The organism is Luteolibacter ambystomatis (assembly GCF_018137965.1).
Classification (GTDB): Bacteria; Verrucomicrobiota; Verrucomicrobiia; order Verrucomicrobiales; family Akkermansiaceae; genus Luteolibacter; species Luteolibacter ambystomatis.
This window is the reverse complement of sequence record NZ_CP073100.1, coordinates 2,790,264-2,806,139: the sequence shown is the minus strand read 5'-3', so window position 1 is coordinate 2,806,139 and position 15,876 is coordinate 2,790,264. Positions and strand designations below refer to the sequence as shown.

At 62.5% G+C, this 15,876-nt stretch carries 7 protein-coding genes; 2 read left to right on the top strand and 5 right to left on the bottom strand.

Translation table 11 applies throughout. The features are described from left to right. Positions 1-16 precede the first annotated feature (16 nt). The 4 genes from KBB96_RS10725 to KBB96_RS10710 all read right to left on the bottom strand — a co-directional run bounded on the left by KBB96_RS10725 (position 17) and on the right by KBB96_RS10710 (position 10,360). The gene (locus KBB96_RS10725) at positions 17-4,735 is read right to left on the bottom strand and encodes a PQQ-dependent sugar dehydrogenase (protein WP_211629406.1); all 4,719 of its coding nucleotides are present in this window, start codon (positions 4,733-4,735) and stop codon (positions 17-19) included. 153 nt (positions 4,736-4,888) lie between these two features. Continuing rightward, entirely contained in the window at positions 4,889-8,023 is a 3,135-nt protein-coding gene (locus KBB96_RS21240) for a beta strand repeat-containing protein (RefSeq protein WP_211629405.1), read from the bottom strand. A gap of 121 nt (positions 8,024-8,144) precedes the next feature. After that, positions 8,145-9,743: a FecR domain-containing protein gene (locus KBB96_RS10715; protein WP_211629404.1), complete on the bottom strand. Its 1,599-nt coding sequence runs from the start codon at positions 9,741-9,743 to the stop codon at positions 8,145-8,147. A 41-nt stretch (positions 9,744-9,784) separates the two neighbouring features. Continuing rightward, the gene (locus tag KBB96_RS10710; RefSeq protein ID WP_211629403.1) at positions 9,785-10,360 is read right to left on the bottom strand and encodes a sigma-70 family RNA polymerase sigma factor; all 576 of its coding nucleotides are present in this window, start codon (positions 10,358-10,360) and stop codon (positions 9,785-9,787) included. 312 nt (positions 10,361-10,672) lie between these two features. On the opposite strand from KBB96_RS10710, the gene KBB96_RS10705 reads away from it, so the two are divergent. After that, complete coding sequence (locus KBB96_RS10705) at positions 10,673-14,131, top strand: hypothetical protein (RefSeq protein ID WP_211629402.1); 3,459 nt, start codon at positions 10,673-10,675, stop codon at positions 14,129-14,131. After that, positions 14,128-14,793 (top strand): hypothetical protein, encoded by a 666-nt coding sequence (locus KBB96_RS10700; RefSeq protein ID WP_211629401.1) that lies wholly within the window; start codon positions 14,128-14,130, stop codon positions 14,791-14,793. Before KBB96_RS10705 ends, KBB96_RS10700 begins: the two co-directional genes overlap by 4 nt. 171 nt (positions 14,794-14,964) lie before the next feature. On the opposite strand, the gene KBB96_RS10695 is transcribed toward KBB96_RS10700, so the two are convergent. Further along, a complete protein-coding gene (locus KBB96_RS10695) occupies positions 14,965-15,726 on the bottom strand; it encodes a hypothetical protein (RefSeq protein ID WP_211629400.1) in 762 nt (253 codons plus the stop codon). Between the last annotated feature and the right edge of the window lie 150 nt (positions 15,727-15,876).

The window sequence follows — 15,876 nt, the reverse complement described above, 5'->3', positions numbered from 1 at the left end:
CCGTCTGACTGCGGCATCACTCGCCGATGGTGAAACGGTAGAAACGCTTCGCTTCGTCCCCGGACACAGGCAGCGTCCGCACTCCCGTTCCAGCTCGCGGCACGCCGTCGTTGCCGGGAACGTTCCAGGGCGACCAGTTCATCAGATCGGTGGAGGTCCAGATGCGGATCGAGCGGTCGGGAAGGTTCGGCCACGAAAGCTGGAGTTGTGCTCCATTCCGGCCCAGCGTGGGCCGCCATGGCGGGCCGCCCAGCAGGGGATTCGTGTGCATGAGGTATTCGTCTTGATTCGTCACGCCGTCGCCATCGGGATCGGCTCCCGGGACTCCATTGGCGGGATGTCCGGCGAAGGCGGAATTACTCCATTCGTCGTAGCTTTTCCGATCCGGCAGCTCCTGGAGAATCCAATCGCGGACCACATCGATGCCTTCCTGATCCACCACGGCTGATGCGAGCGGAGGCATGCGGGTGTAGCCGTTGGCGACGGACATGCGGGACAGGATGGCGGAATGCAGCGGATCGCCGCGCACGATGAGCCGGTCCGCGGGATCTCCCGCGCTGTTGCCGACCGGGCCATCAATGACTCCGGTATCGAACAAACCGAGCCACGCGCTCAAATCGAAGGCCCCGAGCCCGCCGCCACCTTGTTGATGGCAGTAGGAGCAATTCACGGACAGCCACGAGCGCGCCCGCGTTTCCAAGGAATACTCGGTTTCGGACGGCGCATGATGGCGCGCCAATCCTGCCGGAGGTGCCTGATCGAGATACCCCGCATCATGGAGCAGGCTCAGATAGTTTCCGGAGGTCGATGCCATCGTCCCGGAATGGTTGAGCTGGCGGGTGCGGAAGGACAACAGGCTGCCCGCCGCCGGGCTGTGGCAGGTCATGCACTGGGCGCGGCTGGGAATCGACCACGGCTGCGTTTGCGGCGTGCCATTCACCGTGATCCGCAGCGGGATCGTGACGCCGCCATCCGGCACCAGGAATGCTTCCGTGCCTGCGTCGTTCCAGCGATAGGAGACTCCGTAGGCCGTCGTGTCCGTTTTGACCATCAGCCGCGTTTCGATCCGTTTCGCACTCGCCGGATTGCCGCGTTCCATCTCCATGTCGAAGTGCTTCACCCATACCGCACCGGTTGGCAGCGTCCAGTTGCCCTCGCTTTGGAATGACGCGGAGGAACCCGCTGCGGGCATGGCGAACCAGCGGCGTTTCTTCGCATGGTCCGACCAGAACGGGAGGTTCACGTCATAGGGAAGGATGCCCGGGTTCGGGGAAAGGTCCGCGAGACTCGCGAAGATACCCGTCTTGCTCAGGCGATCCGGGAAGGTGCTGTCATCGCTGCTCACGGCCAGCCGCAGGATGCGGCCGTCATTGAGGTCCACCATCAGGATGTCGCCATTGGAGGGATCCGTGTCGAAGGCCACGATGCCGGTCTCTCCCGCGATGCGCTCCACCACCGGATTCGCGCTGGTGGGATTCTGGAGCGTCCAAACGTTTCCGGAAACATAGTCGGCGAACAGGTAGCGTCCTTCGATTCCCGGATAGCGGTTGCCGCGCACGATGAGGCCACCGGTGACGGACGCGCCCTGATAGGTGCCGCTGCCGTGGGTATAGGAATATACCGGGGGATTGCCGGTGAATCCCACGGGAGCCGTCTTCGGACCTGCCAGCGTTCCTTCCTTGTAGCCCCATTGGTAGTTCCCGCCTTTGACCACGCGGTCCACTTCCTCCACCGTGTTGTTGCCCACATCGCCCGCCCACAGGTCGCCGGTGACGGGGTCGAAGTTCATCTGCCACGGATTGCGGAAACCCATCGCGTAGATTTCCGTGCGCACCTGGGACGGAGTGACTGCCGTGCCATTGAAGGAAGTCGCGCCGATGAACGGATTGTCCTGCGGTACGGCGTAGCGGGCCTTGCCGGTCGTTCCGTCGATGGCAATGGCGGCGTGGGCATTCGGTTCCAGCGATCCCGCCTTGCGATCCACGTCGATGCGGAAGATCGAGGACCAGAAGTTCTTGTCGATCCGCTGGCTGTTGTTGCTGCCGTCGTTCTGCGGACCTTCGTCACCGCAGGCCATGTAGAGATAACCGTCCGGTCCGAAGACGATGTCATCGATGTTGTGGATGGTATCGAGATGGACTTGTGTGATGAAGGGCTTCTCCGAAGCGGTGTCCGCCACCGCGGGATTGGCCGCACTCACATTGAAGGAAGACAGACGCACCTGCTTCACGCCATTGATCGTGAGGCAATAGGTCACAAACAGCCGTCCGTTGTTCGCGTAGTCCGGATGGAAGGCCAGGCCCTTCAGTCCGCGCTCGTTCGAATCGTCCACGAAATCCTCGGTGGAGCGCGGATTGACCACCGCGGCCACGTCCAGGAACAACTGCTTCACCGGCGCGGCCGCAGTCACGTCCGGGATCAGCCAGATCTTGCCATTGCGCTCGCCCACGAACAACCGCTTGCCGTCATTGGCGATGCGCGCGATGCAGGTCGGATTGCTGAAGCTGACACCGGGAAACGCATTGACCATGACATAGGCAGCGGGTGGAGGCGAGTCCGGCACCTGGAGCGTGGGGCTGGGAATCCTCAGTTGCTCCGTCACCGTAATCGTCACGGTGGCGTCCACCGCGGGCACGCCGGGGAACAGGGATGGCAGCCGGTAGGTGAAGGTATCCGTTCCAGCAGCTCCCCCTTGATGGGAGTAGAGGATCGAATGATCCGCCATCACCGTGGCGGTGCCGGAGGATGGACCGGAAACAATCGACAGTCCCTGTGCGTCATACGCGCCGCTGTCATTCGCCAGCACCTGCAGCCGCACTTTTTGTCCGCGATGCAGGGAGACTTGGTCGGCCACCGCCTGTGGCGAACCATCCGCCAGCGCATTCCATGTCGTCGTCACACGGAGGTTGTCCCACGTCGCCTGGCCGCCTGAAGACAATCGCAGGGAAGTCGTGGCAAAGGACGAGGACATCACACGCGTGACGGCAGGTGTGTTTGCGGACTCGGCCTTGGTGAAATCCGGGTCCAGCCATAGCACGGCCAGACCGGTGGCGGTGTCCAGCTTGCCGACGATTTCATGGTCGGTGTTGTCCGCCACCGAAGCGGTTGTTTGCGTGGTGCCGACTCCCGTTTCGCTCAGGCCCAGCGTGTCGGTGCCCGCGCCTTCCGAAACCACGCCGAAAAACAGCTTCTCCGCGGTATAGGAATAGCAGCTCACGCCCGAGAAGGTGGCGGAGGCGGTGCGGGTCATGCGGGTGCGGAAGTACACCACCTGGCAAGGACGACCATTGGCGATCGCCCCGTATTCCTCGTCCGTGCCGGCACCGGTCGCGGGTCCATTGAACGGACGACGGGAGCTGGAGTTGTTGGTGACGAGGCGGCCGGAGGCGACCGTGGGAGTGCCCACCGTATTGATCCACGCGGAGGGAGTCCCGTCGTGGCCGATGAACGCGTTATTCGTGATCGAATTGTCCGTGTCGAAATACAAGCCGCCGTTGCGTCCGGAGACATTGCCTGCCGCATAGGCGAAGTCATCGTAACCGAGCAGCGCGAGATTGCCGGTAGGGGGATAGGAGGCGGTATCGTTCGGATTGGTGCCAAGCGTGATCTCGGTCGAATCGCTGAAGCCGTCACCGTCGCTGTCCGCCGTGAGAGGATTGGTGCCGGTGTTGGTCGCATTCACATAGATCCCGGTGCCGGTCTCCACGCCATCCGACAGACCGTCGCCATCGCTATCCGTGAGAAGGGGATTGGTGCCCCGCTCGATTTCATCTCCATCGTCAAGTCCATCGCCATCGGTGTCCGCCACCTGCGGATTGGTGCCCTGGCGATACTCGTCCAGATTGTTCAGTCCGTCGTTATCCGGATCCAGGGTGGCGTCATTCAGTGCGGGGTTGAGGCTGTTGGCCGTTTCCCAATCGTCCGGCATGCCATCACCATCGGTGTCCGGCTGCTGGAGCAGTGTCCATGTCGTGGCCGCGCACACGTCATCCCAGATCACCGCGCCGCTGCTGTCGCTGCCGGAGCCGAGGCGCAGCGAGCTGGACCAGTTCCCGGCGGTGTAGGACCGCGTCACCACCGGCACGTTGGAGGCTTCGGGTTGGGAGAGATCGGGATTGATCCACAATTTCAGCACCTGGTTGGCGAAGTCCAACTTGCCCACCAGCGTGTAGGTGAGGCCTGCGACCGGCACGATGCCGGAGTAGTTGTAGCTGGCTTCCGCGCCGCCGAGGATGTGGATGGCGAACTCTCTTTTTCCGGAAGCCGGGTTCGCCACATTGGGCACGCCGAAGAGAATGCGTTCGTTTCCGAAATCATAAGAGCTGAGGCCGGACCAGGTGACGGCGGCATCCCGCGTCATGTTGAAGCGGAAATAGACCACCTTCGCATTCGCCGCTGCGTCGCCGCTGATCGCACCGTAGTATTCATCCGTATTGAGGCCCTCGCCGGGGCCGTCGAACTCCCGCTTCGCGGAACTGTTCGAGGTGATCAGTCTCCCGCCGCTGACCTGTGGGGTTCCGCCCACGTTGTCCCAATCCGCCGTCGTGCCGGTGTGGCCGGTGAAGGCATTGTTCGCCGTGCTGTTGTCGCGGTCGAACCCCTCGCCGCCGGTTTTGCCCGCGATCGCGCCATCCGGATAGGTGAAGTTCTCACGTCCGATCAAGCCATCGGGCAGGGCGGAGCGGGCGATCATGAACAGGCCGAACCACGCCGACAGGATTCGAAAGGGGGACATCGGATTTTTTTCGGAAAGCTTGTTGGAGGGAAACGAAGAATGACGGCCGGTGGTGTGATCCACCGGCCGTCATTTTCGTCTATTGCATTACCCAAGAAAATGGAAGCCGCGGGCCGCCGCGTTGCGATGGCCGCTGCGACTGATGCAGGGGGATTACTCGGTCGCCTTCGCGCGGATGAAGCACTCGGGCGTTCCGGAAGGATCAGAGCCTGGGATGTAGAACGAGCGGTTGATCCAGCCGGTTTCGGGATTGGCGATGCCCGCTTGAACGGCCGCCACGTCGCCTGCAGGCACTTCGTCCACGTCCAGTGCCCAGTTCACCAGATCCACGGAACCCTGGATGTGATAAATGACGCTGCCGGGTCCCGAAACCAGCTCTCCGACGCTCGGAGGGAAGCTCGTTCCCACTCTGACCGGCAGAGTCAGGGTCAGGGCCGGGCTTCCATTGACCGTGGCCACCTTGGTGAAGATCCGCTGGTCGGAGGCTCCCGAAAGCGGGTTCCCATCGAAGGCGAACTCAATGAGATTGTTCAGGCCGTCATGGTCCGGATCATCCCCCTTGGCGTCGTTCACTCCGGAGGTGAGGCCTTTTGCGGATGCCCACGCCACATAGGGATCGGTGGGAACGCCCGTCACATTGAGGCTTCCGGAGCCGGTGATGAAGCCACCGCTGTTGGTGGAATCATAGACACCCGCGGCCTGCTGGACGCCGTTGATGAACAACTTGTCCACCGTATCGGACGCACCGTGCTGGAGATCGAGCACCCCGCCTGTTGCGATGCGGACGGTGGAGGCATCGTCCAGGAACGCGTTGGCGAGTGACAGCGTGCCTCCGGTCACTGTGGTTTCACCGGTATAGGTGTTTGCCCCCGTCAGCGAAAGCGTGCCGCTGGTCTGTTCGAGCGAGCCGCTGCCGGAAATGACACCCGCCACGGTCGTTATGCCGCTGCGGTTGAAGACCAGCTTGCCGTTGTTCGTTACCGCGCCACCACCGAGCGTGCCGGTCGCGCCGCCGTTGCCGAGTTGGAGCGTGCCGGTATTGACGACGGTGGGGCCGGTGTAGGTGCTGTCATTGGCAAGCACCAGCGAACCCGCTCCAGTCTTCGTGAAGCCTTTGCCAGCGCCGTTCTGACCCAGCGGGGAGGTGATGGTCAACGTGGTTGCGGCATTGGGGATCTCGATGATGGTGTTCGCACCCGTGCCTTGGAGGGCATTCGCGCCGATCTTGTCGGTGGAGGCGGTGGGGCCGCTGTAGCGCAGCGTCGCGGGCGTGCCTGCCTGGGCGATGAAGATGCCACCGGTGCCGTTCGCTCCCGGTGTTGCTCCGTTGCCGAGCGTGTTGAGATCGAGGATGCCGTCCACCAATACGGTGCTGCCGGTGTAGGTGTTGCTATTCGTCAGCGCCAGCGTGCCCAGACCGCGCTTCCAGAATTCGCGCGTGCCGGAAACCACGCCGGACAGCGTGAGATCGGTGGCGGCGGCTCCGTCCGCCACGGTGAAGTTCGAGTTTCCAGCAGCGCCGACGAGGATCACGTTTTGCGTGAGCGTCACGGCATCCGCGCGGTTCACCGCGAACGTCTTGCCGCCGTTCACTCCAAGGACGCCCGCGCCGATGGAGCCGGTGGTGCCGCCGGTACCGATCTGAAGTGTGCCGTCGCTGACGTAGGTGTCACCGAGATAGGTATTGTTCACCGCGAAGATCGTGGTGCCGCCGGCTCCGCCGCCATAGTTTTCGTAGGTCTTTCCCGCAGGACCGTCGATCACGGCATTGATGAGCAGGGTGCCGTTCACGTTGGTCGCACCCCAGTCATCCCCGGCGGGGGCAACGCCGGTGGTGCCAAGGATCAGCTTGCCACCGCCGGTGGCGTTGACCGTGCCGGTGCCGCTGGCGGCGGCATAGCGCAGACCGGTACCGCCCGCGCCGTTGAAGGTGACGTTGTTCGCGCCGATGTCGATGGTGCTCCCCACGCCGCTGATACGCAGCTCGCCGGTGAAGGTGTTGCCGGTCCCGGAGAGAGTCAGAGTCCTTCCAGTCGGGGCCCAGTTCAATGCCGAACCCACTGCGACGGTCACCGTGCCGCCCTTGGTGAGATTGCCCGGTGGATTGAAGGTCAGCGTGCCTCCGGTGACGCCGGTGTTGCCCGTGTAAGTGATGGCATCGTTCAAGACGAGTGTTCCTCCATCGGGTTTGGTCAGGTTGCCAACTCCGGTGATCGCTCCGTTGACCGTGAAGGTCTTTCCATAGCCGATTTGGAAGGTGGCACCACCGGTGCCGAGCGTGATGCCGCGGTTTGCGTTCAGGGTCACATCGAAACCGGCACCGAAGTTCGTGGCCGAGGTGGCCTGCGACATGTTCATGAACGTCGCGTTGTTCGAGATCGTGATGTTGTCCGCCTGGAAGGAGGCCGGGGGCGTGCCGAGAGCGGAATCACCGGTGATGCCCAGCTTGCCACCTCCCACCGATATCTTGCCGCCGAAGGTGTTCGCAGCGGTGTTCACCGCCGTGCCGCCGGCGCCGGTGGCGGAACCGAGCGTGGTGACGCCGCCATCGGTGAACGCCAGCGTGCCGGATCCTGAGATCAGCCCGGTGAGGTTGAAGATGGAATTGCTCCAGGTCCGTACGGTGCCAGCCGTGGAAACGGTGATCGGATTGGTGAGAATGATCGCTCCGTGCTGTGCATTGAGGATACCGCCGCCATTGGAGAAGGTGAGCGTGTTGGCGCCCACGGAGTTCGCCGCGGTGAGATCGATCAATCCACCGGTGACGGCGATGCCACCTGTGAGACCGCTGTTGTTCCCGCCGAGCTGGAGGTAGGCACCATTGCCACCGCCACCGGCGGTGAGATCGCCGTGGGAGTTGATCATGAGACCGGCGGTGCCGGTGATCGCACTGAGGATTTTGAGCTGTCGTCCGCCGACAGTTCCCACCGCGGAGGAATCGATGCTGCCGGTTGCACCACCAAATGCGATGGTGCCGCCCGTAAGCGTGAAGTTGTTCGCCCACCCAGTGCCGAAGGTCACCGCCGTAGGCGCGACCGTTCCACTGACCGTCACCGTTGCATCGGTGGTCGCGTTGAAGACGGCGGCATTGCCATCGGCCCATGCGGCCAGAGGACCGGCACCGGCGATGAACCAGTTGGCGTCACCGCCTGCGGTGGACCAGGTGTCATTGGTTCCCGCGGTCTGCCATTCATAGTTGGCGGCACCGGCGTGCAGCGATAGTCCGAGGACGATGCACGCGGACAACAGGGGGGATTTGAACCAGAGGTTCGAAGGTTTTTTTTTCATGGGGTATGCGAACGCAGTCACGAATTATTCATGACAATCATCCGCATACTTGCGCGGGGTGTTTTGGGTTACGGAGATTCGGCGAAAAAAATCGCGCGCCTGTCCGGTGCCATCGTTTCGCTTACTTCTCAAGCGGAAGCACCGAGTCCCATGTCAGGCCGATGCGGATTTCATCGAAGTTCACGGGATACTGGGCGCCTGAGCTGGCCGAGCGCATCGAGATCCGGTCGAAGACGGGGACATCCTGATAGCGGATGAAGCGGTTGCCGGCATTCTCCGGTTCACCCAGAGGCGGATCCACATAGATGTCCGTGACCAGCTTGGTGCGGTCGATGCGGATGACAAAAAGATGCGTGGCGCCATCCACCGGGATCTTTCCGTGTTCTTCACTCACGGAGGTCCGGAACCGTGATCCCATATTTCCGCCCGTGCTCAAATCCCCCACGAACAATTCCTCCTTGTCTCCATTGTAGAGCAGGAAGCCTCCGAAGGTTGACTTGGGGGAGGTCGCAGGTTGTTCGATCTGCATCAGGTAGCTGATGTAGAAGACGCCGTTGGCGGGCAGGCGTGTGAGGGGGAACAAGGTCGAGCCGACGTTGGCTTCTCCGAGGGTGCGGACGGAACCGTTCGAGGTGATCAATGTCCTGCCATGGTTCTCATAGGTGAGGCCTTTGGATACAAAGGAACCTCCACCTTCCCACAGGGCAGCCGGCTCTACTCCAACCGTCGTGGCTTTCACACGGGCGATCGGTCCGATGGGATAGTTCCGGAAGGATTCCTCCATGCGAAGCAGCACCGGCTGCGACGCGGAGTCATAAGGATCGCTGCCGTATTGCACTTCCGTGGCATCCGGGATGCCATCGCCATCGCTGTCGGGAAGATTCGGGTCCAATGGTACATCGAACCGCCTCGCCAGGTAGTCGGTGGAGGTCATCTTGCCATCCTTGAGGATGGCCGCCTCTGTCTTTTTCAAGTCCTGCGGCTTGAGGTCGTTCCGGAAGGGCGAGGAATACGTTTCCACCAACCCATCGAGAACATGCACCTCGGTTCCGAGCTTGGTGCCCGCTGAGGTGATGAAGCGCGTGCCGAGATCGACCACCCGGCCGTCATTCGTGACCACGGTGAATCCGTGCGCATACTCCGGGGCGTAGGTGCTGAGACGTCCCTTATCGAGACGGATCCGTTCCGAATTCTCCAGTTCCAGATTCGCCGGGCCGCGGATCTCCAGCCGCGCGCCGCTGCGCATGGCGATACCCACCTTCGACTGGTCCGGAATCACCAGCGTGCCTTTGTCGAGCGGCGCTCCGATTTTCAATCCAACGGCGGCTGCGGCGTCGTCCGCATCCGTGATGGTGGCCACCGGCTCCGGCTTCCCGGGAGTCATCGCAACCTTCGGATGGACGGAACTGCGGCCTGTGAAAAAACCGGCGGCACCCATGATCAGAACCACTGCCGCCGCAGCGGCCCAGAATCCCGGACTCCGGTAATAAGCGCGGCGCGGGATGGGGGAGGAAAGCGGGGAGGCCACCATGCTTCTCATCCACGCCCGTGGATCCGGCAGACCTTCCGCCTCCAGCGAGGTGTCCGTCAGCAACGCGTCCAGATATTCGTCCGCCAGCGCCGGATCTTCGCGCAGCGCGTCTTCGAATTCACGCAGCTCTTCCTGCGTGAGATCCCGGGATTTCAACCGGTCGATCCAGTTCTGCCAGTCGTGTGCCATGTTCGCTTCTTCGTAAATTATACTCTCGGAAATTCCCCGGGTTACGGGCAAAAACCGTCATTTCCGGTGATTTCCTTTCCGCGGCGTTTCAGGATGCAGTTTTTGAGCTGGATGCGGATGCGCAGAAGCTTCTGTTTCAGAGCTCCCACGGAGGTTTGCCATTGGGCGGCGATCGTTTCCAGCATCACCTGATGCTGATAGCGCAGGGAAAGCAACCGTGCCGATTCATCGGGCAATCCGCGGCGGCACTCTTCCAAGGCGCGCAGCCATGGTTCGACATCATCCGCACGTTCTTCCGCGCGGTCGGCCAGGCTTTCCAGCACTCCGGTGTCCAGGGATTGCAAGACCGTCTTCTTCCGTCGCGAAAGGTAGGCGAGGCACTCGAAGCGTGCGATCGCGAATGCCCAGGACTTGAAGTCCGTGCCCATTTTGAATTTCTCCCGCTTGCGGATCAGGATCAGGTTCACGTCCTGCAGGATGTCCCCGGCGTCTTCCGGTTGGAACACCATCGAGCGGATGAAGAAGTAGATTCGCTTTTGATGGTCCGCGACCAATTCTTCGAAACCGCCGGATGAGAGGGTGTCTGGCGGCGGTCCGCTGTTCGGGGTGTCGGCCATGCAATGAAATCAACGGTTCAAATCACCGGCTTTGGATGTCAACCCATTTGAGGTTGCGGAGGTTCGCGATAACAAGTGTTTCCCAAACGTGTGTCATTTGCAAGGAGGCATGAGCGTATTCGATAGGTTTGGAGTGGATGTATGAAAATCCACGTAACCTGACGCAGGTTCCGCAGTAGGCCATGTGACCTTGCCTTCGTGATTCGGGTGCGGCACCCGGATGTTTCTTGTGCATCCACGGGTGTCCGGCTTCGTGCCTCTTCTTTCTGTCAGGGGGGCATCCCGAATGTCGCGGGCGGTTTCATTGCTCGTATGAAAACCCTTCCGAACCATGGCGCGGCTCCGCATGCGAAAGCGGCCGCCACCTACGCATCCCCACCGCCGCCGCGGGTCCGGGGCTTCTCGCTCATCGTCGTCATGATGATGATGATGTTGCTGTGCATTCTCGCGCTGGGATTGCTTTCGCTGAGTACCGTCACGCTGCGGTCATCGGGCCAGCACGAGATGCGTGCCAGGGCGATGGCGAACGCGCGGCTCTCGGTGGCTCTGGCATTGTCGAGACTTCAACAGCTCGCCGGAGACGACCGTAGGATCACCGCGGATGGTGACTTGGTGGCCGGTACATCACGGAAGCAGGCGGTGGGGGTATGGGAATCCTGGTCGCCGAGATACTGCGATGATCCGACCAGGTCCGCTCCGGACTATGCGAAGGAAAAACGTTCGCGCTTCCGCGGCTGGCTCTTGTCACGCCCCGATGCCGCCGTGGTCGAAACGGAGGATGAGATCAAGAACGCGCCGCAGCCGTCGTGGCCATCGCTGTTCCGCTTGCAGCAGGATGGCTTCGATCTGAAGGCGGCTCCCGTGACCGTGAAGGATGGTGCCGCCGCGTGGGCGGTGGTGCAGGAGAACACCAAGGCCAAGCTCAACGTAGGCGGCCCGGATCAGATGGCGGATATGAATGACGTGCTGGCGGCCCAGCCGCGTCCGAATCCCGCATTGAACCCGCCGTTTCTGCAACCCAAGGACGGATGGAACCTGCGCTCGGCACGGGTGACCGATCTGAAGCAGGTGCAACTCGACAGCAGTCTCATCTCCGCGGATACGCCGGTGTCCGGTCTGGGCAAGGACTACACGACGCATGCCACCGGCCTGCTGACCAATCCGGTCGATGGTGGACTGAAGACCGATCTCAATCTCGGCTTCGATCTCTCCGATGGCGAGTTCTCCCAGACCGCATGGAACAACAGCGCGAATCCCTTCCGCTCGGAGACCACCGGTTACAAGGGCCAGAAGCCGCTCCATGCGCCCATGGTTTCCGGCGGACAGGTCCAGCTCACGGCGAACTACGGCGAGATCACCTACACCCACAAGTTCAACTGCGCCGGCATCCCGACCTTTGACACGCTCCGGTCGTTCTACCGGATTCCCCGGCATCTCTATCTCCGTGAAGGTCCCACGGCCTTCGAGCGCCCCCCCTCGAACATCTCGTGGCCGGTGGCGACGGGGAAACCGGACGGCCAGGTCAGCCAGACCGCGGTCCGTCCGGTGTTGGACCGCCTGTTGTATTTCATCAGCGAGTGGGTGGATGCGCAGAAGCAGGTGAACCTCGTGTTCACGCCCGTGGTCACCCTTTGGAATCCGCATGACGTGGCGGTGGAGACCCAGGGGCTGGTGATCTATCCTTGGATGGACTTCCCGCTCAGCGCGCAGTGGAACCTGGTGGACCAGAGCGGCACCCGGAGGGCGAATCCGGACACCTGGCTTTCGCTCTTCACCTCCGGAGGAACGACCGGACGCAACGTCGATCCCTACTTTTTCCTCAACCTCACCGCCGATGGCTCCGCCAGCCCGCCGCGTCCGGTGCGGCTCGGACCCGGCGAGGTCCGCGTCTTCTCGCTGGTGGACAACGCACCGCGGTTCTTCGACCGCCGCGGCAGTGAACAGACCCGGACATGGCGGATGCGTCCGGTGGATGATCCGTCCCAGTTCAATACCAAGGGAGGAATCGCGATCCGTCTCACCACGGCGGACTCCATGAACGGCTCCGGCTTTCCCAACTCCATGCAGGTGCAGCCCACGGATCGTCTGGATGGGACCATCCGCTTCACCCGCGGCCAGCATCATTATTTCATCTCGATGGAGGATGCCGGACGCATGAACGGAAAGCCCCCGTCGCTGATGGAAGAGATCCATTCCCACAACAACGTGCTCGGTGACCAGACGTTCGCCGCGCCGACCTTCACCGGCTCCGAGCTGGCGGCCGCGCCGAAGATGGTGGGCGTGTTGGAAACCTACCACCGCGTGGCCGTGGATGCCAACCAGGTGGCGGATCTCGCCTATACCACGAACCCGCGCCAGACCTTCGTCAACAGCTACCTCACCGGTGGCGGCTCCTTCGCCTCCGGTCCGCATTACGAGTCCGCGATGCGCCAGTGCGCGTCCGTTTCCGGTGCGGGGCTCCAGCTCACGCCGGATGGCCGGTGCTCCTACTATGGTGCTTCCAATGCGGCATCGAACGGGCGGTCGAAGCTCGCCTTCTTCGAGTTGCCGCGCGCGCCGCTGCTGTCCATCGCGGGATTCCAGCATGCGGACCTCGCCCCCACCGCCTTCGGTCCGTCCAACCAGGCTGGAAACAGCTGGGCATCCGCTTATCTACCCAGCGGCACCGTCGCCAAGGTCATGACGGCGGCGGCCTCCGGGGAGAAGTTCTCGCCTGCGGGTCTGCCGGTGGTGGACACGTCCTTCCTCGTCAATGAGGCGCTGTGGGACTCGTTCTTCTTCTCCGGTCTGGCTCCCACCTTCACCCCGCGTGAAGGCAGCGGCTCCCCCTCCATGTGGACCAACGGCACCGCCAGTGCCAGCGGCGGCACGCGTGACCTGCTCACGGCATTCGTCACGGATCCCGTGCTTCATCCCTTGAAGAACACCTCCATGGTGCTCACCAGGCGCGGCATGACGGACAAGGCCCTGGTGGACCGGTTGGCCGTTCCGGAAGGGTGTCTCCGCATCGCCTCGCACCTGATGGTGGATGGCGCGTTCAATGTGAACTCGACCAGCGTCAATGCCTGGAGTGCCGTCTTGGCAGGCCTGCGCGGCACGCCGTTCAAGCTGGACGATGGCTCTCCGTCCGGTGCCACGGTTTACGAGAATGGCTCGCCTTTCCCGAGGTTCCGCTATCCAAGCGGTTCCTCCAACGACGCCTGGAGTGGCTATCGCAGCCTGGATGATGGCAGGATCCGCAAGCTCGCGGAGGAAATGGTGGCGGAGGTGAAGAAGCGCGGCCCGTTCTTCTCGCTCGGCGAGTTCGTGAACCGCCAGCCGACGGGTGGTGCGTCCGCCCTTTCCGGTGCCTTGCAGACGGCCATCGACCGCACCGGCCTGAACAACGAGTATCTCCTGCAGACCTTCAACACCGGCAACTATCCCAACGGTGCAAACATCAATCCGGCCAAGACCGGCGTCGGCATCCCGGGCTACCTGACGGAAGCGGACGTGCTCGGCTCCATCGGCGCGCGCCTCACTGTGAGGTCGGACACCTTCATCATCCGCGGCTATGGCGAGGCCCATGATCCGCAGGGCAAGCCTGTCGCGCAGGCGTGGTGCGAAGCGGTCGTGCAACGCACGCCGGACTGGGTGGACTCCTCGCAGCCGCCCGAAACGAAGGTCGCCGCACTGACTCCCGTGAACAAAACCTTCGGCCGCCGCTTCACCATCGTCTCGTTCCGCTACATCCCGGCCGAGGAACGGAACACCAGCCTCGCGAAATCATGATCCATCCCCGCCCGTTGTTTTTCCTCATGGCAGCCATGCTGGCATCTCCCGCGCATGGCGGTGATGCGAGGTTGCTCGCGTGGGACGAATCGGTCGCGGCGCGCAAGCTCGCGTGGGTTTCCGGAGACAAGGACGTTCCCATCAAGGACCTGCATCCGCTGCGCCGCTCGCATGCCTATCCGGGGAACGCTCCCGGGACGCCGCTGGTCATCCGCGCTCTCGACCGCACCGCGAAGGAGGGGGAGCCGCCCGTGACCTTGTCATGCAGCGTGCCGGTAGCGATGGAGCGGCCGCTCATTCTTCTCGTTCCGGACGAGGCCGCGCCTTCCGGACTCAAGGCGCTGGTGATCGATGACTCGGAGGCCGGCTTCGCCTGGGGAACGATCCGTTTCCTCAATGTGACCCCGGAGGAGCTGTACGTGCTCTGCGACAAGAAAGCGGTGCAGGTTCCAAAGGGATTGAAGCCCGTCGATGTCCGGCCGGGAGGCGGGCAGAGGAACATCGGCATCCGCATCGACTTCGCGAAGCAATCCGGGGTTCCCGTGTACACCTCGCTATGGGAATACCGGGACGACACGCGCAGTCTCGTCTTCGTCACTCCCTCCGGTGATGAAAAGCGGTTGGGCGAGGTGGGGATCAAGGTGATCCCGGAATCCAAGTGAAGAGCCCGGCGTCAAGGCCGGGGTTGCTGCCTGATAACTACTATCTATATAGTATATTCAACGCGCCGCCGCGGGATTTGCCCGCGGCGGTTTGTTTTTCCAGGAGTTCATCCCGCGCCTTTCCGGCCTTGGCTCCGGCAGGACGTGGAAGACAAACCGGAACGATCCCGATCAGGGAATGTTCGTCGGCAGGATGTTGGTGGTCAGGGTGGCGGTGCTTTGCTGCAGGCCGAGACCATAGACCTGGGAGTGCTCGACTCCCGAGAAGCTGACCGAGTAGGACAGGATGGTTTCCGTCACGCCGCTGAGGTTGAACTGATAGGCGCGGGAGTTGATATACAGGTCCTCCCAGGTGCCGTTCATGTATACCTGGCCGTTCGGATACTTCACGTAGCGCGAGGCGTAGGTGGCGCTGATGGTGTAGGTGCCGCTGGAGGTGGTATAGGTGAGGACCGGCGCGACATCATCGAAGAGGTCGTAGGTCCAGGCCTCGCCGATATCGAGCTGGAAGATGACGGTCTTCACGCCGGAGAGCAGGCCCGATCCGGAAACAGGGACGGACAGCGTTCCGCCGAAGGTGTTCGCCGTGGTGCCGTAGCCGCCGTGGTAGATGGAGGCGCTGGTCGGGTAGGGGCCGCCGCTCGTTCCATTGGAGACCTTGGCGAGGCCGTTGGCACCGGCGTTCGGTCCCACCTGGGAACCGAGCGCGCCGACCCAGGCGCTGTTGCCCGGGTAGCTGCCGTTGCCCGGATAGTTGGCCGCGGTGAGCTTCGTCCAGCCTTCGGACTTGGTGGTGCCGCTGAGGGTCAGCGGGCTGTAGATGCTTCCGGGCTGGTTGCCGGAGGTGACGGGGTCGGCATCGGCGACGTATTCCGCGTTCGCGACGGATGCAAGGAGCAGCGAGGCGAAGGCGATAGCAGTTGTTTTTGTCATAGCGTCCGCATCGTGTACTATGTTCATAGTCTTTGTCGCGCGGCTGCTTGTCTTTGGAAGACGATGATTTGTCATGATGATGTCATTGTCACATGTTCCGTCACCCGCGTCCGACGGAATGGCAAAAGAACGCTGGTCAAACGCAAGCAG

Coding starts and splice junctions, on each gene's coding strand:
- KBB96_RS10715 (WP_211629404.1), bottom strand. CDS start 9,743: ATGGCACACGACTGGCAGAACTGGATCGACCGGTTGAAATCCCGGGAT.
- KBB96_RS10700 (WP_211629401.1), top strand. CDS start 14,128: ATGATCCATCCCCGCCCGTTGTTTTTCCTCATGGCAGCCATGCTGGCA.
- KBB96_RS10725 (WP_211629406.1), bottom strand. CDS start 4,735: ATGTCCCCCTTTCGAATCCTGTCGGCGTGGTTCGGCCTGTTCATGATC.
- KBB96_RS10695 (WP_211629400.1), bottom strand. CDS start 15,726: ATGACAAAAACAACTGCTATCGCCTTCGCCTCGCTGCTCCTTGCATCC.
- KBB96_RS10705 (WP_211629402.1), top strand. CDS start 10,673: ATGAAAACCCTTCCGAACCATGGCGCGGCTCCGCATGCGAAAGCGGCC.
- KBB96_RS21240 (WP_211629405.1), bottom strand. CDS start 8,023: ATGAAAAAAAAACCTTCGAACCTCTGGTTCAAATCCCCCCTGTTGTCC.
- KBB96_RS10710 (WP_211629403.1), bottom strand. CDS start 10,360: ATGGCCGACACCCCGAACAGCGGACCGCCGCCAGACACCCTCTCATCC.